16 protein-coding genes are annotated in these 19,374 nt (G+C 38.7%); 7 read left to right on the top strand and 9 right to left on the bottom strand.

Translation table 11 applies throughout. The features are described from left to right. Positions 1–56: 56 nt before the first annotated feature. Positions 57–944: a type 2 periplasmic-binding domain-containing protein gene (locus tag QUE72_RS01305; RefSeq protein WP_083601948.1), complete on the top strand. Its 888-nt coding sequence runs from the start codon at positions 57–59 to the stop codon at positions 942–944. 4 nt (positions 945–948) lie between these two features. Here the strand turns inward: QUE72_RS01305 and QUE72_RS01310 are convergent, their stop codons facing one another. After that, positions 949–1,416, bottom strand: a complete 468-nt coding sequence (locus QUE72_RS01310) for a TlpA disulfide reductase family protein (RefSeq protein ID WP_286271045.1) — start codon at positions 1,414–1,416, stop codon at positions 949–951. Positions 1,417–1,763: 347 nt separating this feature from the next. Here QUE72_RS01310 and QUE72_RS01315 point away from each other — a divergent pair, with 347 nt between their 5' ends. Next, on the top strand, positions 1,764–2,234 hold the full coding sequence (locus QUE72_RS01315) for a (2Fe-2S)-binding protein (protein WP_074497798.1): 471 nt from the start codon (positions 1,764–1,766) through the stop codon (positions 2,232–2,234). Beyond that, positions 2,234–4,414 (top strand): xanthine dehydrogenase family protein molybdopterin-binding subunit, encoded by a 2,181-nt coding sequence (locus QUE72_RS01320; RefSeq protein ID WP_286271047.1) that lies wholly within the window; start codon positions 2,234–2,236, stop codon positions 4,412–4,414. The genes QUE72_RS01315 and QUE72_RS01320 overlap by 1 nt, the downstream gene beginning before the upstream one ends. Before the next feature lie 75 nt (positions 4,415–4,489). On the opposite strand, the gene QUE72_RS01325 is transcribed toward QUE72_RS01320, so the two are convergent. The 3 genes from QUE72_RS01325 to QUE72_RS01335 form a co-directional block, all read right to left on the bottom strand. After that, complete coding sequence (locus tag QUE72_RS01325; RefSeq protein ID WP_286271049.1) at positions 4,490–4,960, bottom strand: Dps family protein; 471 nt, start codon at positions 4,958–4,960, stop codon at positions 4,490–4,492. Between the two features lie 243 nt (positions 4,961–5,203). Next, positions 5,204–6,571, bottom strand: a complete 1,368-nt coding sequence (nhaA, locus tag QUE72_RS01330; RefSeq protein WP_074497806.1) for a Na+/H+ antiporter NhaA — start codon at positions 6,569–6,571, stop codon at positions 5,204–5,206. Between the two features lie 99 nt (positions 6,572–6,670). Beyond that, the gene (locus QUE72_RS01335; protein WP_074497809.1) at positions 6,671–7,153 is read right to left on the bottom strand and encodes a hypothetical protein; all 483 of its coding nucleotides are present in this window, start codon (positions 7,151–7,153) and stop codon (positions 6,671–6,673) included. A gap of 178 nt (positions 7,154–7,331) precedes the next feature. On the opposite strand from QUE72_RS01335, the gene QUE72_RS01340 reads away from it, so the two are divergent. Then, positions 7,332–8,660 (top strand): sigma-54 interaction domain-containing protein, encoded by a 1,329-nt coding sequence (locus QUE72_RS01340; RefSeq protein ID WP_286271050.1) that lies wholly within the window; start codon positions 7,332–7,334, stop codon positions 8,658–8,660. 12 nt (positions 8,661–8,672) lie between these two features. Here QUE72_RS01340 and QUE72_RS01345 read toward each other — a convergent pair whose 3' ends face one another. Beyond that, the gene (locus QUE72_RS01345; protein WP_286271051.1) at positions 8,673–10,271 is read right to left on the bottom strand and encodes a diacylglycerol kinase family protein; all 1,599 of its coding nucleotides are present in this window, start codon (positions 10,269–10,271) and stop codon (positions 8,673–8,675) included. 192 nt (positions 10,272–10,463) lie between these two features. After that, complete coding sequence (locus QUE72_RS01350; protein WP_322111096.1) at positions 10,464–11,036, bottom strand: BON domain-containing protein; 573 nt, start codon at positions 11,034–11,036, stop codon at positions 10,464–10,466. Between the two features lie 337 nt (positions 11,037–11,373). Between QUE72_RS01350 and QUE72_RS01355 the strand changes: the two genes are divergently transcribed. Then, positions 11,374–11,793, top strand: coding sequence for a hypothetical protein (locus QUE72_RS01355; RefSeq protein WP_286271053.1), 420 nt, complete (start codon positions 11,374–11,376; stop codon positions 11,791–11,793). On the opposite strand, the gene QUE72_RS01360 is transcribed toward QUE72_RS01355, so the two are convergent. Further along, on the bottom strand, positions 11,762–12,145 hold the full coding sequence (locus tag QUE72_RS01360; RefSeq protein WP_074497817.1) for a hypothetical protein: 384 nt from the start codon (positions 12,143–12,145) through the stop codon (positions 11,762–11,764). The two genes, QUE72_RS01355 and QUE72_RS01360, sit on opposite strands and share 32 nt — an antisense overlap. A 509-nt stretch (positions 12,146–12,654) precedes the next feature. On the opposite strand from QUE72_RS01360, the gene ompR reads away from it, so the two are divergent. Beyond that, positions 12,655–13,380: an osmolarity response regulator transcription factor OmpR gene (gene ompR / locus QUE72_RS01365; protein ID WP_286271055.1), complete on the top strand. Its 726-nt coding sequence runs from the start codon at positions 12,655–12,657 to the stop codon at positions 13,378–13,380. A gap of 6 nt (positions 13,381–13,386) precedes the next feature. Then, complete coding sequence (envZ, locus tag QUE72_RS01370; RefSeq protein ID WP_286271056.1) at positions 13,387–14,685, top strand: two-component system sensor histidine kinase EnvZ; 1,299 nt, start codon at positions 13,387–13,389, stop codon at positions 14,683–14,685. A gap of 41 nt (positions 14,686–14,726) precedes the next feature. Here envZ and pckA read toward each other — a convergent pair whose 3' ends face one another. Both pckA and QUE72_RS01380 read right to left on the bottom strand, forming a co-directional pair. Continuing rightward, entirely contained in the window at positions 14,727–16,337 is a 1,611-nt protein-coding gene (gene pckA / locus QUE72_RS01375) for a phosphoenolpyruvate carboxykinase (ATP) (RefSeq protein ID WP_286271057.1), read from the bottom strand. 341 nt (positions 16,338–16,678) lie between these two features. Next, positions 16,679–19,252: a penicillin-binding protein 1A gene (locus tag QUE72_RS01380; protein WP_407704945.1), complete on the bottom strand. Its 2,574-nt coding sequence runs from the start codon at positions 19,250–19,252 to the stop codon at positions 16,679–16,681. Positions 19,253–19,374: the final 122 nt, after the last annotated feature.

Here is a 19,374-nt window from a genome sequence, read left to right on the forward strand (position 1 = left end):
TCTAGGATAAAACGGTAAGGGTAATCACACCAAACTGGAGTTAAAAGAAAATACGAGTGCGAGTTTTTATTCATTATTTATTTTACTGGCTAGTGACTTTTTTAGCGTTTGCTACACAGGTAAATGCGAATGACAAACGTATTGCTATTATTGATACGCCTTATGAAGAGAATGCAAGTCATCAATATTTTGTTGATTTAGTTCACTTTCTTCTCGATGTGTCACGCGAAAAATATGGTGAAGCAACGATCGAATTATATTATGCAGAAAATAATACGCATGAAAAGACTTTAAACCTTATTAGTACCGGTTTGTTAGATTTGTCTTGGGCAGGAACGACTAAGAATTTAGAAAGAAAGCTGTTACCTATTCGAATACCATTATTGGGTGGCTTGCTAGGGTACCGTGTGTCGATTATCAGAAAAGATGATCATGATAAGTTTTCGAAAGCTTCTGTTGAACAGTTCAAATCGATGATTGCTTGCCAAGGACAAGTTTGGGGAGATTCTGATATTTTGGAAGATAATGGCTATAATGTAATGCGTATAAGCCGTTTTGATTTAATGTTTAAAATGTTAGCTCATGGACGTTGTGACTACTTTCCACGAGCTGTTTATGAAGGGTACAATGAACTGAACGCTATCATTAAAAAGTACCCTAATTTAATGATGTTTGATGACAAAATTCTGCATTATCAATTTCCTTTGTACTTCTTTGTTGAACCACAAAACATAATGCTGGCAGAACGATTACGTTACGCATTAAATAAAGCGATTGATGACGGAAGTTTTATAGCGTTCATGCAACGTCACCCGCTTACAGAAGCAATATTTCCGATTGAAAAGTGGTCAAATAAAAATATTATTCGCCTGCATAATCGTTTTCTCCCTGCTGAAACTCCGATAAAAGAAGCGAAATATTGGCTCCAATTAAGTGAGTATTAACGCTTTAATCATCGATTGGGTTATTTAATAATAGTTGGGTGATCTCTTGTTGATATTGGTGTTTCTTTTCTTCATTAAAGCCAACATGCCGGCTAACAACGTTACCACTTCGGTTGATTAAAATACTACTTGGCATACCTTTGAGTTTAAATGCTTTGGCCACTTTACCTCTAGGATCGTAAAATACAGGGAAGCTTGCGGGATACTGTTTTAAGAAATCTGTGGCGTTTTGCTTAATGGCATCAAGGTTAACACTCAACACAGTAAACCCATCATCCTTGTAGCTTGTGTGAATTTCATTAAGCCAAGGAAATGAATCTTTACAAGGAATACACCAAGACGCCCAAAAATCGATTAGAACGACTTGTCCTTTTAATTGATGAACTTGTTGTTCAAACTCATCTAGGGTGTTGTTAGCTTGGCTTAAATGGATATTACTTAATAGCAGTAGAACAAAGAATATTTTTTTCATTATCGTAGTATCAATCGCGTAGTTGCATTGATGATAACAAGCTTTCTTAAAAAGGTTAACAACAGGCGATACTTGTTTCTTCCTCGCCTAACATTGTTTGCATTGCAATTAAAAGTTGATAGCACTATAACTAACAATGTCGATCTTGATTGCTTATCGTTTATTTTCGGCAAATGACATGAGGAAATGATTACACTTTAAAGCATAAAGTACTTATTTAATCGCCTGTAACAAATTGTGTGTATCGGGTTGTTAAACGTAAAAAGTGAACAGCTGGTCGTAAGGGGACTCTGTTTTCAAATATTATTCTTTATGCTCATATTACAACCAAAAGAGAGTTGGCTATTATGGAAAAAATGATAATTATAAATGGTGAAAAGTATCAGATTGATGTTGATAGCAATATGCCATTGCTATGGTTTCTACGAGATAGGTTAGAAATAACAGGTACTAAATTTGGCTGTGGAGCTGGCTTATGTGGCGCTTGTACTGTCCATGTAGATGGCGTTGCAACACGAGCATGTATTACACCTGTAGGTGTGTTAGCTGATAAAAAAATCACGACAATTGAGGGATTGTCAGAAACCGGCGAGCATCCATTACAAAAAGCCTGGGTGGAAAATAATGTGCCACAATGTGGCTATTGTCAAGCAGGGCAAATTATGAATGCCGCTAGCTTTTTACAACAAAACCCAACACCTTCTGCTGAAGAAATTGACACCGCGATGCAAGGCAACATATGCCGATGCGGTACTTATCAGCGAATCAAGAAAGCAGTTGCTGATGCGGCTGATGAGCTGGCTAAGGAGGTGTCATAATGTCGATTACCAACGAAAGTCGAAGACAATTTCTGAAAGCATCAACCTTGGCAACAGGTGGTTTAGCGATCAGTATCAACTTACCTGCACATGCGGTAGCCTTTAGTGAAGACGCACAAGAATCAACGTTTTCACCCAATGCCTTTATTCATATACAAGATAATGGCGACGTGTTGATTTATTGTGGTCGATGTGAAATGGGGCAGGGTATCAATACCGCCTTACCCGCGGCTGTTGCTGATGAGATGGACGCTGATTGGCAAAGAGTTACTGTAAAGCAGGCCGATGGTAATGAAGAAAAATACGGGCCACAAGCAACCGGAGGTTCGGCTAGTATACGTGTAATGTTAACACCCATGCGTGAAGCCGGCGCCAGTGCAAAAATAATGCTTATCGCTGCTGCAGCTAAAGTGTGGAATGTTGACCCTAGTAGCTGTTATGCGGAAAACCATGTTGTTCATCATCAAGCAAGCGGTAAACAGCTTTCTTATGGACAATTAGCAAGCTTAGCGGCAAAACAAACGGTGCCAGAGGTGGTGACGCTCAAAGCCAAAAAAGACTTTAACTACATTGGTAAATTTATTGCCAACCAAAATATTGAACAAATTATTAAAGGGCAACTTACTTACGGTGTTGATACAAAATTACCTGGACTGAAGTATGCGGCTATCGTTCATTGTCCTGTATTAGGCGGTAAACTGAAGACATTAGATGACAAAGATGCGCGTGCCATTAAAGGTGTTATTGATGTTGTGGTTATTGATCGACTCGCTATTCCTTATGGTTCTATAGGTGGTGTCGCTGTTGTTGCAGATAATAGCTGGACAGCTCAACAAGCAGTTAAGAAGTTAAAAATAGAGTGGGATCTTGGTGAAAATGCGCATTATGACACTGTGAAATATAAAGCGCAGTTGGTTAAAAACGTAGAAACGCCAGCACAATTAGTGACTGAACGCGGTAATGTGACTGAAGGATTATCAGGTGCGGCTCAAACACTAAAAGCGACATACACAGGTGGCCATTTAGTACATGCTCCAATGGAACCAAATGCCAGCGTGGTTTGGGTGAAAGATGATAGTTGCGAAGTATGGGCTGCAACGCAAAGCCCTGCGGATATTCAGAAAGTGTTAGCGCAGTTTTTAGGTCGCGAAGCAAAAGATATAGCAGTACATGTGACTATGTCTGGCGGTGCTTTTGGTCGTAAATTTAAATGTGATTACGTGCATGAAGCAGCGGCAATCTCACAAAAAATTAACGCGCCGGTACAATTAACGTGGACACGCGAAGAAGACACGAAAACTGGGTATTATCACTCAATTAATGCGCAGCATATCGAGGCAGGGATAGATGAACAAGGTAATATTAAAGGTTGGTTACATAGAGTCGCATTTCCTTCTATAGGTACCTTATTTAATCCTGCTCAAACGCGACCTAGTAATAGCGATTTTAATGCGGTTGACAATTACCCCTATGGCATTGAAAACTTTCGCAGTGAGAGTGGTGAAGCAAAAGCCCATACCCGTATAGGTTGGTATCGTGCTGTTTATGCGATTTTCTACGGTTTCTCGTTTAGCAGCTTTACTGATGAATTAGCTTACTTAGCTGGTAAAGATCCGCTTACCTATTTAAACCAATTATATGATAATAACACTAACCCAGACCAGCAAGAACAAGCGGCTCGCTCAAAACATGTTGTTAATCTCGCTGCTGAAAAATCCGGTTGGTTTGAGCGAGATAAACTAACTAAAAATCAAGCGATTGGCCTTGCAATTCATTATAGCTTCCAAAGTTATGTTGCTATGGCTGTTCGTGTGGAAGTCAATGGTGAAGATATAAAAGTCTTACAGGTTGATTCAGCAATTGATTGTGGTCAAGTGCTAAACGTAAATGGGGCAACGGCGCAAATGGAAGGGGCCGTAGTCATGGGGATGGGGTTAGCACTTCGTACAGAGGTAACGTTTAGAGAGGGTGCTGTGGTTAATACTAATTTTCATAATTACCCTGTTATGCGAATCAATGAAATGCCGCAAGTTAATGTACATATTGTTGATTCTGAGCATCCCTCTACAGGGCTAGGGGAACCAGGTGTTGCTCCTTTTGCACCGGCATTAAGCAATGCTGTATTCGCAGCTTCTGGGAAGCGTTATCGGGACATCCCTTTCAAGCCAATGTCAGTGTAATGTTAAAGAGGTAATAGGCAAAAACCAGTCAACAACGTTGACTGGTTTTTAGTTTTATTGACAAGGATATTTGCGCTACTTTTGTGTCATTGCGCGTAACATCCAGGCGGTTTTTTCGTGAACTCTCATGCGATCTGAAATAAGCGCCATTGATGATTCATCATCAGCTTGCTGTGCTTCTTTTAGTGCAGAACGACATGTTTTAACGAGTGTTTCATGGTTTTCCAACAGCGTTGCTAACATGCCTTGTGCATCTGGCGTTTCTTTCGGTTCTTTGACTGAGCTTAATGAAGCAAAGGCTTGATATGTACCAGGAGCAGGAAAACCTAAGGTGCGTATACGCTCTGCAATTTCGTCAACGGCTTCAGCCAATTCGACGTAATGTTCCTCAAACATTAAATGTAACTCACGAAACAAGGGCCCTGTTACATTCCAATGGAAATTATGACTTTGTAAATACAAGGTATACGTATCAGCTAACAGTGAGTTTAATTGATTGGCAACTTGTTGACGAGCTTGATGTGCAATACCAACATCAATTGACATAAAGATTACTCCTTGTGAAATTATTTAATTCACACTGATAAAAGCAGAAGCTATGCCAAGAATTGAAAATATATTAAAAACAATGCGTTACTGTTCTTTGATGAAGTGTTTTACTAGTGATCTGCTAAAGAGAAGGGTAAATATTTTCACGGGTATGGTAAAAATTACCGAATCAGCGATATAAACGAAGAGCAGGTGTTAATCCGTATAAATACGAGGCTCATGTATTTATACGGATTGCGATTACTTCAATTCAGTTTTACTTTTGCTTAGGAATAAGCAGAAACCAAGTACCGCGGATAAAAGTGAACCGGCTAATATCCCAAGTTTTGCATGCGCTAATGAATCAGCGGCCCCAGAAAATGCTAAGTTAGCGATAAATAATGACATGGTAAAACCTATGCCGGCAAAACAACCTAGTGCTATAACATCACGCCAAATCATATCTTTTGGTTTTTGAGCGAAACCAAGCTTTATCGCGAAGTATGCAAAGAAAAATATGCCTAATGGTTTACCGACCAGTAAGCCGAGCATGGTCGCCCAAAAAACGGTTGCAGAACCCATTGATGCGCTGTTATCTGGCATTATCACACCAGCATTCAATAAAGCAAAAAGTGGCAATACCAATAAGCTTATCGGTTTGCTTAATTTACTTTGCCAGCGCTGCACAGGGGTTGTTGCAGTGATTGCAATATCTTCGGCCGCTTCGGCTAAATCATGTTGTTGCTGTTGTTCTAGTATGGTTGTGTCGTTACTATCCATGCGCTTGAAGCGACTTACTAAACGTTCCATATTCCGTGCAAACCAGTGAGTATCAGCGTAAGGCTTCGCTGGTACAGTTAAGGCTGCTAAAATACCGGCTGTTGTTGCGTGTACGCCAGAGTGAGAGACAAACCACCATAACACTAACCCGGCAAACAGGTAAAACCATGCCCATCGTATTCCTAAAAAGTTGGCTAATACCATCAACGATAATGTGATCGCACCATAACCTAACTGCAATAAAGAAACGCTATCGGTGTAAAAAAAGCTGATAATTAACACAGCACCCATGTCGTCAACGATTGCCAGTGCAGTGATAAGCACTAATACCGAGGTAGGGACTCTGCGACCGAGTAGCACTAATAAACCGATGGCAAAAGCAGTATCGGTTGCCATCGGGATCCCCCATCCTTGCCAACTATCGCCTGCCATTAACGTCATAATGGCTAAGTAGGTAAGTGCTGGAATAACCATCCCACCTACAGCCATAAAAATTGCCAACATTGAACTTTTCGTGTCTTGTAACTCACCTGCAAGCACTTGATATTTAATTTCTAAGCCTAGTAAAAAGAAAAATAGTACGATTAAGCCTTCATTTACCCACTCTACTGCTGAGTGAATGATATAGCCCTCTCCCCAAATAAAGCCAACGTGATACTCTGTTAACCACGTATACGTTTCTTGCCACTGAGAGTTTGCCATAAATAAAGCAATAAACGTGGCGATCAATAACAACATGCCAGCTGATGATTGGCTTTGTAGGAAGCTTTGCAGTGGAGAAATAATGCGATCGAAATTACGCTCTAATGGCATACGTTCGCGTTCTTGTTCTTCAATATCTATTTTCATTTAAAAAAACCTAAAAAAATAAAACAGGTAATGCTCTGTAAAAGCTGCGAAAAATATAATGTATAAGCTACTTAATCTAATGGTATTCTGTTTGGTAGCTCAAGATTTGATCGTCCGTTCACTCTGGCTTAATAATGTATCGTGCATTGCTTTTGTACGTTGATAAGAAAGAGATAGTTGCTCGCCGATTAAATCGAAATTCTTCTTAATGAGTGTATCTTTAGTATAACGTTGAATATTGTTTAGCAAATCGATTGTTTGTTGCGTATGTTTTAATAGTTGTTTAAGCGCAAGTAATTGTTCTACTGTGCTAGTTTCTACAGATACATTTGTTGAGGGCGACTTTGTTAGCCCAAATTCTTGTTGAATGAGCGGGGTTTGTTTGATCATTAAGTGATTTAAGCTTGAAACTGCCTCTAATCTAGTATCAATTGGCTTGGTTAAATCAATTGTCATTTGCTTATTGGCTAATTGGCATTGAATAGAGAGAAAGTTTTCAGTTTCTTCATAGCAAGCTTGTAACGCTTGTTGAATAAGCGCTAAATCACCAAACCTATGTGCTGTCTCTACGTTATTGGTCACGTTACTTCACCTTTTCAATGTAGTTAACATGACAACAACCAATATATGTGCCAATCTAGTTAGTCTTGATATAAAGCCTTATACCACCATACTTAAGGAATACGTTTATTTATAATCCGGTAGTTTTTACAGGGTTAATTTGTAACTTTGACAACTTAAACATACATGGAATATACGCATGTCTTATCCTTCGGCGTTAGTTTGTGTTAATCAAGCGCAATTTATGCAGCTTATTTCTTCTTTATCGTTAACGAAAAATTTTACTGTTATTGAACCAGATCATTGCGACTGGCTCAGTGGGTTAAGTGATTCGCCTGATGTTGCTATTATTGAAGTAAATACCTTTGAGCAATCACATTACGATACGCTACAAGCACTTAATTTTTGTCCTGAAACAGATATTATTTTTTTAAGTGAAGGAATACCAAATCCATTGTTAGATAAAGCTGTGGTTAGGTGTGCTGCCTACCATTATAGAACTCCGATTAAAAGACACAATCTTGCAGAAGTTATAGAAGAGCTGACTGCTGAATATCAACAGCGTCCACGTAAAACAAAAAGTATCGAATCAAGTGAGTTAGATCAGTTTGGTTTATTATTTGGTTCTTCCCGTGCGATGAAAAAGCTGTATAGAAGTTTACGTAAGGTCGCTATGTATGACACCAGTATTTTGATTGTTGGTGAAAGTGGTGTTGGTAAAGAGCTTGTCGCTAATACTATTCATAATGCCAGTGAACGTGCTGAATCCCCCTTTGTAACCGTAAATTGTGGTGCGTTATCTAAAGATTTAGCTACCAGTGATTTATTCGGTCATGTAAAAGGTGCATTTACGGGCGCAGTTGGCGATCGCACCGGTTTTTTTACGGAAGCAAAAGGTGGCACGTTATTTCTTGACGAAGTGACTGAAATGCCAGAAGAGTTACAAGTTCAGTTGTTACGCGTATTAGAAACAGGAGATTATAGCCCTGTTGGTAGTAACAAAGTGTTAAACTCTAATGTACGCATTATTGCCGCGACTAACCGAGATTTAGCGCAATCAGTTAATCTTGGAGTGTTCAGAGAAGATCTCTATTTTCGTTTAGCGCAATTTTTATTACATGTACCACCTTTAAGAAGTAGAGGCGGTGATGTTGAGGGTTTAGCAAAGCATTTTTTGGCCTATAAAAATGCCAGTGCAGGATTTGGTAAAAAAATTTCTGATACCGCAATAGCAAAAATAAGCGATTATCATTGGCCAGGCAATGTTCGAGAATTAAAGCACGCTGTTGAACGTGCTTATATCATGTCAATCGATGTGATTGATGGTGAACACATTATCCTTGAAGACCCACTAAATGATGAAGTGAATGATCAATCTGTACCCACAGGTATTCCACTTGCTGAAGTGGAAAAACAAGCTATTTTAAATACATTAGAAGAGCAACATGGTAATAAAAGTGATACCGCGAAGCTATTAGATATTAGTGTTAAAACCTTGTACAACAAGCTTGAAAAATATGATGAATAGCAAGCACTCATACTATTCATCAGCACACATTACTATGGATAGGGCTTGCGGTTTAATATAAATATCAAGCGCTGATGCTTGTCGTGTTTCACCATCAATAATATAGTCGATAGGCTCATCAGCGGTAATGATTACTTGTTTACCTTGGCTGTGTTGCACGTTATCTCCAATGTGAGTAGCAGTAAAAGTCGACTGTGCTAAATCCGCTAAACTCGCCAGTGGTATTGCGTTATCTGGCAGGGCGTTTATCCACGTTAAATCAAGCTTTCCGTCGGCAAAGTTTGGTGCGCCATTACCCTGAGCTAACATAGTCGTAAATGGTGCCGCATTTGCTACAACAAGGCTCGCTATTGATACTGTTTTTGCCGGTTGTTCATCGATTGTTACGGTTAAACCTTTTGCTTGGTGATCGATAACGGACTCAGTAAATCCTTGTAAATAAGCTAGTGCACCGCTGTCATTCTTTTTATTTCTATCTGCTGCCGACACCATTTGATGTTCAATCCCTAAACCACATAATAATAAAAAGGTTTCGTTGTTACATTTACCTGTGTCAATCGACGTATCAACACCTTCAATTATATGTTTACAGGCGTTAGAAATTGGCGATAATTTAGCAACGCTGCCTTGAAGAGCATGGACTAATGAATTTGCAGTGCCTAAAGGCATTAACGCTATACTGGTATTATGCTCTATCGCAATTGTAGCAACCTCTTTAATAGTACCATCACCACCGCCAGCAATCAGCAAATCTACAGACTCTGTTATCGCTTGTTTGGCTATTGATTCGGCGCTTTTTTCTTTTGTTGTTTCATGTATGTGTAAGTCGAAAAATGGCGACAACTGTTCTACGATATCTGGCTTAACTTCTGGCCAACTACCTCGTCCTGCTACGGGGTTGGCAATAAGCCAAGCTTTTTGTTTTAAGGCTAAGCTTTTATTTCTTGATAGTTGATCAAGCCATTGTGTTTGTTGTTCTGTTAATTTTAAGGATGGGTATTGTTTTTTGAACTCTTTCATCGCTAGCGCAGAAAATTTAACTTTATTTGTTGCTAAAAAGTATGCAGAAAGCACTACTGCTGCGCTGTTGTCATCACAATAGATAAGACAGTTTTTCTGTTGAGTAATTTGCTTGTGCAGCCATCGCAATGATCTGAGCAAATCATTTTGCTTAAGGTGGGTAAATGAGATTGATAAATAATCAATGTTTTCATCTTTATTAAACCAAGATGTGACGTTTAAAGGGTTAGAAAGATCTAGCATGGCATCAATGTTGTGTTTTTCCATTGCTTCTTTCGTCATATGAATCGTTGGTGATATAAAAAGGTTAGATGTAATTTTTATTGGTTCTTTTCGGATGTTTTTACGTGTACATATATATGTCTCGCCTTTTTGCCATGCGTAATAAGGAAAGAATAGCGAACGAAACCACCATGGGACCTTATTGGTTTCTTTTTTGAGCCAGAAAGCTGTGTATCTTGCGGAGTCGTTAAGTGTCGCTAAGCCAATAGACATAGCACACCAGATTAATAGCACTGATATGATAGGCTTATCTAACCATAAACCGATAATGACTAACACGGGTAACCAAAGATAATTTAATTGTCGCATGAAACTTCCTCAAAAAAAGACCTGACAGAAGTTGCCAGGCCAATACATTTACAGCGAGTAATAAAAGGTTTTAAACGTCGGGAAACTAGCGAAAGAAGTAGATGACGGCATATAATTATTTCTCAAGAATATAAAATCAAAACAACTACTTCTTTGCTACACATTTGTCTAAAAACTAAGTATTAATAAGTATTATGAAGCGGTAATAATCGTTAAGTCTTCTGATACTTCAACTACATCATCAATATTCTTAGCCATTTGAATGACTAATTGTTTTTCAGACGTTGAGTCAACTTCACCTGATAATGATACACGACCGTTTTCAACGTCTACATTGATGTCAGTACCATCGATATCAGAGTCTAGTAAATAACGAGATTTCAATACCACTGCGATTTTGGTATCAACCATTGCACCGACTTCGTTATCATTTTGTTTCGAGTCATTTCTGTTGTCTCTATCAGGCTTCATTACTGTAAGTTCGTTGTTAACAGCCTTTACACCATCAACACCGTGTACAAGCTCTTCAGCAAGCTTACGCTCAACGTCTGATTCAACTTCACCTGTTAGGGTAACTTCACCCTTTTTAACGGTGGTGTTGATATCGAATGAATCTAAATTGCCATTAAATAAGAGTACAGCTTCAGTTTTACCGTCAATCCATGCATCTTTTGCTTCTTTACTCCAATCATTTTCATTCGCTGCAGCAGATGTCATTGTTAACGTTGTTGCAATTAATATAGCACTTGATAAATATTTCATCATTTCTCCTTGATTTCATTTAACATGTTCAAATGCTAATAAGCGAACACTGTGCCAACTCCTAACTTATTGTTTTAATATTGAAATTTTATTTTTGTTTGAGGGTGCTGTGAAAGATTTACAGGGTGAAGTGAAAAAATAGCCATAGAAAGTAAAGGGTATATTGATATTTTTTCATGGCCAACAATGAAATAACATTTCTTTACGGAAAATGTGGATAAAGCACTAAGATTACCACGGAAATTAGGGTACACTTATTAGAAATGGGCGGTTAACGAGAGATCTTGACTTGAAAGTAAAAACATTAAGTTTTTTCTCACTGTATTGCGTTGTTTCTTTTATGAGTGTAGCGCAAGAAGCAGCAGTAGATTACGATAAATGGTTAAAAGATAAATTTCAGCAACAGCATGAAGAACTGTTACCCGTTGTGGCTGTGGCCGATATGTTTTTTGGCTGCAATAAAGCGCGTAATGTAGATGCTAGCCAGCCCAGTGTTAAACAGTTGATTACGAAAATGGGTCGAGACGAACTTGCATTGAAGTTATCGGATTGTTTAGCTGGTGAATTGCCTAATTCAGATACTGCTCTTAATTTTGGTTTAATTGGTTGTTTTGATGAGCAATTAAAAGGTATGCCAGAAAAAGATAAGAAGGTTAAACAAAAATTAGTTAAGCAGGCAATTGAGAAGTTATCAAAATCAGACCGACAAAAATCGTTTACCCATTGTGTTACTGATCAAGCGATTTCTTATCTGAAATAATATTATGCTGTTCGTTAAACGAACTGGGAAGAATATCAACGCCAAACCACTTTCCTAATTTTATCACAATAGGAATGGTAATTGGCGCAAACGGTAAAACGGCAACAACACCTATACCTAAGCCTTTTAAAACATCAATAAATTGTTTATTGGCAATTTTCATTTCCTCGGAAGATGCTTGACGCAATGTGTAACGTTTATACGTAAACAGCATTTCTTTGGTTTCTTTCTTCTCTTGTTCGAGGGCGAGTTTAATCATCACCAATTGTCGTTTCAATAGTGAGGTGTTTTTCCGTCGCTTGATGGAAACAACACGACGTGGGGCTTTAAAAACATGACGCCAAACTTTCATGGTTTATATTCTACCTTGTTTCTCGTAGATTAAACATCTACAAAAGCAATACAAGTCATACTAATGATATAACTATTTGACTTATTTAAAATTACATTAGCGTGTTATTGCCTTTCAAAGCGTATGTATTGCAGACAAATCAATTCTGTACTAACAATGCTTGCCGTTACACCTTTTGGTTTTCGCAAAAAGTTGTCAATATTTATTTCATTGAGTATAAACGTATTGTTGGCATAAACGACAAACAAAGGAAGAAAACAGCTACATTCTATAATCTTTTCAGTATGTTGAAATAATGTTGTCACTTGTTTTATTTTTTGAATGATATTTTTATCATTTTGATATTTAATCAACTAATAACATTTTGTAATAACTCTTTGGCTTACTTAATAAAAAAAGTTTAATAATTTGTAACAAATCGAGGAAAATTGACACATACTTCCTTTATCATATTTACAACGAATAGCTTATAGTAGCTGTAATTAAAAAATTATAAGAATGGTGAGGGTATGGGACAAGAAACACCGAAGGTTTTAGTCGTCGACGACGACATGCGTTTACGCGCATTATTAGAGCGTTACTTAGTGGAACAAAGCTTTGTGGTGCGTAGTGCTGCTAACGCAGAACAAATGGATCGTTTGTTAGAGCGTGAAAATTTTCATTTATTGGTGCTTGATTTAATGTTACCAGGTGAAGATGGTTTATCAATTTGTCGTCGCTTAAGACAAATGAATAATGATATTCCTATTGTTATGCTTACTGCTAAGGGTGACGAAGTTGATCGCATTATTGGCCTAGAATTAGGTGCTGATGATTATATGCCTAAACCTTTTAATCCTCGAGAGTTGTTGGCGCGAATAAAAGCAGTATTGAGAAGAAGAGTTACTGAAGCACCAGGCGCGCCATCACAAGAAGAAAACGTGGTCGAGTTTGGTGAGTATTCGCTCAACCTTGCCACACGTGAAATGTGTAAAGGCGATATTAATATGCCACTTACCAGTGGTGAATTTGCAGTGCTAAAAGCGCTGATCACCCACCCGCGTGAACCTTTATCGCGTGATAAATTAATGAATCTAGCTCGTGGAAGAGATTACTCTGCATTAGAGCGCAGTATTGATGTGCAAGTTTCACGATTACGTCGCATGCTTGAAGAAGACCCTGCTAAACCAAGGTATATTCAAACTGTGTGGGGCTTAGGGTATGTCTTTGTGCCTGAAGGTAAGGCTGTTGCTTAACCATTTATGAGAATTTTGCCACGTAGTGCTTTTGGGCAAACCATATTATTAATTGGTATTTTATTATTGATCAATCAGGCAATCACGCTTGGTTCAATAATGGTGTATATTTTACAACCCAATTCTGATCAAATAGAACAATTATTAGCTAAACAAATTCGTGTTATTTTTATTGAAGTTGATGAACCTGTACTCAGTGCGAGTATGGTGAAGGCATTTCAACAAGAAACCGGTATCAATGTATACACTGAACAAGACGCCATGGAACAAGGTTTACGTGGCGCTATCTACAAAGAAATAGCCTCCCGTAATATGTCTAACTTATTAGGGGGACCAGCCGAAGTAAGGTTCACCCAAGAAGATGATTTTCTTTACTGGGTTCGTCCACCTCAAGCTCCTGAGTACTGGGTGAAAATACCATTAAATAGTTTAGAAGAAGCAAACTACACCCCCCTTGTTATTGTACTCATGATTTTAGGAGGATTAAGTGTCATTGGTGGTTGGCTTGTTGTTAGGCAATTAAATAGGCCTTTAAAAGCACTACAATCGGCAGCCCATCAGGTGGGGCGTGGCGCATTTCCAGAACCGCTTAATGAACATGGCACTACGGAAATTGTGGCGGTAACGCAAGCTTTTAATCATATGTCTAAAGGCATCAAACAGTTAGAGGAAGATAGAAATTTATTAATGGCAGGTATTTCTCATGATTTACGCACGCCATTAACACGGATCAGACTGGCAACTGAAATGATGTCAAAAGAAGATGAGTTTCTCAAGGAAGGCATCGAAGGCGATATTGATGACATGAACACCATCATAGATCAATTTATTGATTATATTCGCCATGACAGTAAAGACACAATGGAGCTTACGGATCTTAATGTCTTGATTGGTGAAGTGGTTCAGGCTGAGTCAAATATTGATAGAACTATAACATTTGAGGCCGGCGATACCCCCAAAGTACCAGTAAGGTATGTGGCGATCAAAAGGGTAGTGTCGAATTTAATCCAAAATGCCTTACGTTATAGTGATGAGGATATTAGGCTTAAATCGGGTATTGATAAGGCAAGTCAAAGCGTTTACTTTGCTGTTTGTGATTCAGGGCCAGGTATTCCTGAAACGGATATAGACCGTCTATTCCAACCATTTACTCAAGGTGATAAAGCTCGAGGCACTGAAGGTAGTGGTTTAGGGTTGGCGATTATTAAACGGATTGTAGATACCCATAACGGTAAAATAATATTATCGAATCGCGAAGAAGGTGGGTTGTCTGCGAAAGTTTCCCTACCACTTCATCAGCCATAAAAAAAGCCGGAATAACCGGCTCTCTTCTGAGTTGAGTATCGTTACACTCGTGGTCCTGCTTTTACTAAAGATTTACCGTTATCTGTATCGGTAAATTTAGTAAAGTTTTCAATAAATCTATTGGCTAAACTTACGGCTTTTTCATGCCATTCGTTGGTATCTTGATACGTCGCTCTTGGATCAAGAATATTATCATCAACGCCTGTAATACCCTTAGGTACAGCTAAGTTAAATAATGGTAATACTTCTGTTTCTGCATTATCAATAGAGCCATCTAAAATTGAATCTATAATAGCGCGGGTTGCTTTAATTGAAATACGCTTACCAGTGCCATTCCAGCCAGTATTCACTAAATATGCTTCAGCACCAACGTTTTGCATTCTATTGCGTAATACTTCAGCGTACTTCGTTGGGTGTAAACTTAAGAATGCTGCACCAAAACAACTTGAGAACGTTGGCGTTGGTTCTGTTATACCGCGTTCAGTACCAGCTAATTTGGCTGTAAATCCAGAAAGAAAATAATATTCCGTTTGCTCTGGTGTTAATTTTGCTACTGGTGGCAATACACCAAAGGCATCCGCCGTTAAAAAGATAACTTTTTTTGCATGTCCCGCACGTGATACAGGTTTTACGATGTTTTCTATATGGTGAATAGGGTATGACACACGAGTGTTTTCTGTTTTAGAGTTATCGTCGTAGTCAATTTTTCCATTTTCATCGACCGAAACATTTTCTAATAACGCATCACGACGAATCGCATTGAAAATGTCAGGTTCATTTTCTTCGCTTAAATTGATAGTTTTGGCATAACAACCACCTTCGAAATTGAAGACGCCATTATCATCCCAGCCATGTTCGTCGTCACCGATCAGTTCACGCTTCGGATCCGTTGACAGTGTTGTTTTACCCGTACCAGAAAGGCCAAAGAATATGGCTACATCACCTTCTTTACCAACGTTAGCACTACAGTGCATTGAAGCAATCCCTTTAAGCGGTAGCAAGTAGTTCATCATTGAAAACATGCCTTTTTTCATTTCTCCGCCGTACCAAGTACCACCGATAAGCTGCATTTTTTCGGTTAAGTTAAACGCAACAAAATTTTCTGAATTAAGCCCCTGTTCTTGCCATTTATTATTGGTGGTTTTAGCACCATTCATTACGACGAAATCAGGTTGATAATTTTTTAACTCTTCTTCAGAAGGTCTGATGAACATGTTTTTAACGAAGTGTGCTTGCCAAGCAACTTCCGTGATAAAGCGTACTTTTAAACGAGTATCTTTATTGGCACCACAATAGGTATCCACAATGAATAGTCGCTTTCCAGAGAGCCGGCTGGTAACCAAGCCCTTTAAATGATCCCAGGTCTCTTGCGTCATGGGTTTGTTATCATTCTTGCCTTGATCTGACCACCATACCGTGTCTTTTGTTACGTCATCACGAACGATGTATTTATCTTTCGGAGAGCGTCCCGTAAAAATACCCGTATCAACCGCTACAGCTCCTGATTCAGTCACTGTACCTTTATCAAAACCACTGAGTTCTGCTTTGGTTTCTTCTGCAAATAACACTTCATACGACGGGTTATAAACCACTTCTGATATATCAGTAATGCCGTATTGAGATAAGTCTAAGTTTTGTAACAAAGCAGTCATAGCGTGTCAGCTCCTAAAGGTATGACGTTCGGGTTAAGAATGTTTCAATCTGTATTGAGGCGCAATTTTAGGCGATCATAAAATAAAACGAAAGGTTTTTTTGTTTCGAAGTGAAAGTTTTCAGTGTAACTTTCAGTGATGTTAATTGAAAACCAATAGAGATATAGTTAACTGACTGGTACTTTTATGAATGTTCAATGCTCAAAAGGGGTAGAGCGTAAGTAAGGTTATACGTAAAAATGTAGGAATTGAAACAAAAAAAGTGAAACCCAATGGCTGAATTTCACTTTTTTAATACTAAAAGCTATCGAAACGAAAGAATATTCCACCAAATATATTGGTTAAAAAATCTCACTTTCAGCATTTTTGTTGGAGTCAAAAATTTCATGGCTATTATCACTGGTTACATATTCGCTTGGTGCAGAGCCAAAAATAAAATATTCAAAGGTACTACTTCGATCAGTTTTATCGGTTAATTTTCCAGTGGCTTTATCGATACGCACAGAAATGATATTTTCAGGTTGAACAAATGGTTCAACAGGAAGTGTTTGCAAAGCTTTTTCCATAAAGTCTATCCAAGCAGGTTGTGCAGACTTCGCGCCAAACTCTCTTCCAGTGATCTGATTTTTATCTAAGTTGTTATTGTACGAAGTACTACCTAAATTACGTGATGGATCATCGAAGCCTATCCAAGCTGTTGTGACAATGCGTCGACTAAAACCAGAAAACCAAGCATCTTTTGCTTCGTTGGTTGTTCCAGTTTTTCCTGCTATATCCCTTCTTTTAAGGCTTCTTGCACGAAAGCCAGTGCCTTGCCAACCGGGTGAAACTGACCAGTCAGCCCCCCAAATAGCTTCATTTAATGCTTGTGTAATTAAAAATGCATTTTGCTTGCTGATTACCCGTGTTGCGCGTTCGTATTGAGGAGTGTTTTCATCTATTGATGAGTCTATTATTTCTGTTGTAAGTGGATCTGCAGAAATTGCTATGTTCTCATTTTCTGCATCGCCTTGTTGATTAACCAACTCACTGCAATCATCACAAGCGAGCTTGGGACTTGCTTGAAAGATAATATTACCGTCGGCATTTTCTATCCTGTCGATAATATAAGGTTCAATTAAATAACCGCCATTGGCAAAGGTTGCAAAACCTGTTGCCACCTCTAAAGGGGTTAATGAGGCAGAACCGAGTGCTAAAGATTCATCACGAGGCAACTCGTCAGGAGCAAAACCAAAAGAGGCCAAATGTGGGATCATTTTATCTAAACCAACAGCGCGAAAGAGCCTAACTGCAACCACGTTTTTAGATTGTGCCAAGGCTCTTTTTACGCGAATTTCACCACTGTATTGTTCCGGCGAATTTTTTGGTCGCCAAACAACACCTGTTCGTTGATCCCATTGATTAATAGGTACATCATTAACCAATGAGGCTAAGGTAAAGTTGTTTTCTAATGCTGCAGAATAAACGAATGGTTTAATGTTTGAACCGACTTGACGCTTAGCTTGAGTAACACGGTTGAACTGTGATTGTGCATAATTAAACCCACCAATAACTGCTTTGATTGAGCCATCATCAGGAGAAAGCGAGACTAAGGCAGAACTTGCTGAAGGTAATTGACTTAATCTAAGCTGTCCTTTTTCTTTGGTCACGTAAATAACGTCACCATAATGTAGAATTTCAGCCGCTTGTTTTGGAGCAGGCCCTTGTTTGTTATCGTTGAAAAATTCTCGAGCCCAAGATAAACCTTGCCAATTAATGTTCTCTGTAGAGAGATCAGAAAACATGATTTGTACCGAACGTTCGTTTACTTGTGAAACAATGGCAGGTATTAAAGGCTCATAGGGCGGTATTTGCGATAAAGCTTCTTGTATCTCTTTATCTGAAAGGGGAGTAACAGGCTGTTCAGCTTCGATATTTCCTTGTTCGTCCTCATCTTTAGGTTCTCGCAAGTGCATAATCGGGCCACGATAGCCATGCCGCTGATCATAAGCCATTAAGTTGTTAATCACCGCTTTTTTTGCAGCATTTTGTAAGGAAGTCGATACTGTGGTGAACACTTTATAACCACCGGTATAAGCTTGTTCTTTGCCAAAGCGCTCAATCATTTCTTGGTGAGCCATTTCGGCAGCATAAGGTGCGTTAAGTACAATTTCAGCGCCATGCTTTTGCGCGGTTATCGGTGCATTGAGTGCTTGTTGATACGCTTGCTCGGTAATATAGTTCGTGACTAACATTCTATGTAATACAACAGCTCTACGTGCCTTTGCACGCTCAGGATTACTAATTGGGTTTATCGTAGAGGGGGCTTTTGGTAAACCCGCTAACACCGCCATTTGTGCAAGGGTAAGATCTTGTACATCTTTGTTATAATAAACTTGTGCAGCGGCACCGAAACCAAATGAACGATGTCCAAGTGGAATTTTGTTCATATACAAAGCCAAAATTTCATCTTTCGTTAGCAACATTTCAATATGGAACGCGGTGAATATCTCCCGAATTTTTCGAATGTAGGTTTGCTCGCGAGTGAGAAAAAAGTTACGAGCGACTTGCATGGTGATGGTACTTGCGCCACCTTTATTTTGCCCCATAACTTGACCGATAATTGCCCGGGTCATGCCGATTGGATCCACACCGAAATGCAGATAAAAACGATCATCTTCAGTTGCAAGTACCGCATTGATAAGCTGCTGTGGCATTTCATCAATGGATAAAGGAATGCGCTTTTTCTCACCAAATTGGTTCATTAAGTTACCATCAGCGCTATATATGGTCATTGGGGTTTGCCACTTAACACTTTTTAAAGAGGTTACGCTTGGCAGATCATCACGCATATATAAGTATAAAGCGCTCAGTGCTAGAACACCCGCACAGCCGATGTAAAATAGGACTTTGATCGTTTTTCTGAAAGATTTCAAATTAAACTGCTCGACAAAAATTTACAAAAATTGACTATAACTACTAGTATATCCTTTAAAACCATGTAATAAATGTATTTATATGGAAAATATATCTATATTATTATAATAAAATGATTTAG

Source organism: Thalassotalea hakodatensis, from assembly GCF_030295995.1.
In the GTDB taxonomy this organism is placed as follows: Bacteria; Pseudomonadota; Gammaproteobacteria; order Enterobacterales; family Alteromonadaceae; genus Thalassotalea_C; species Thalassotalea_C hakodatensis.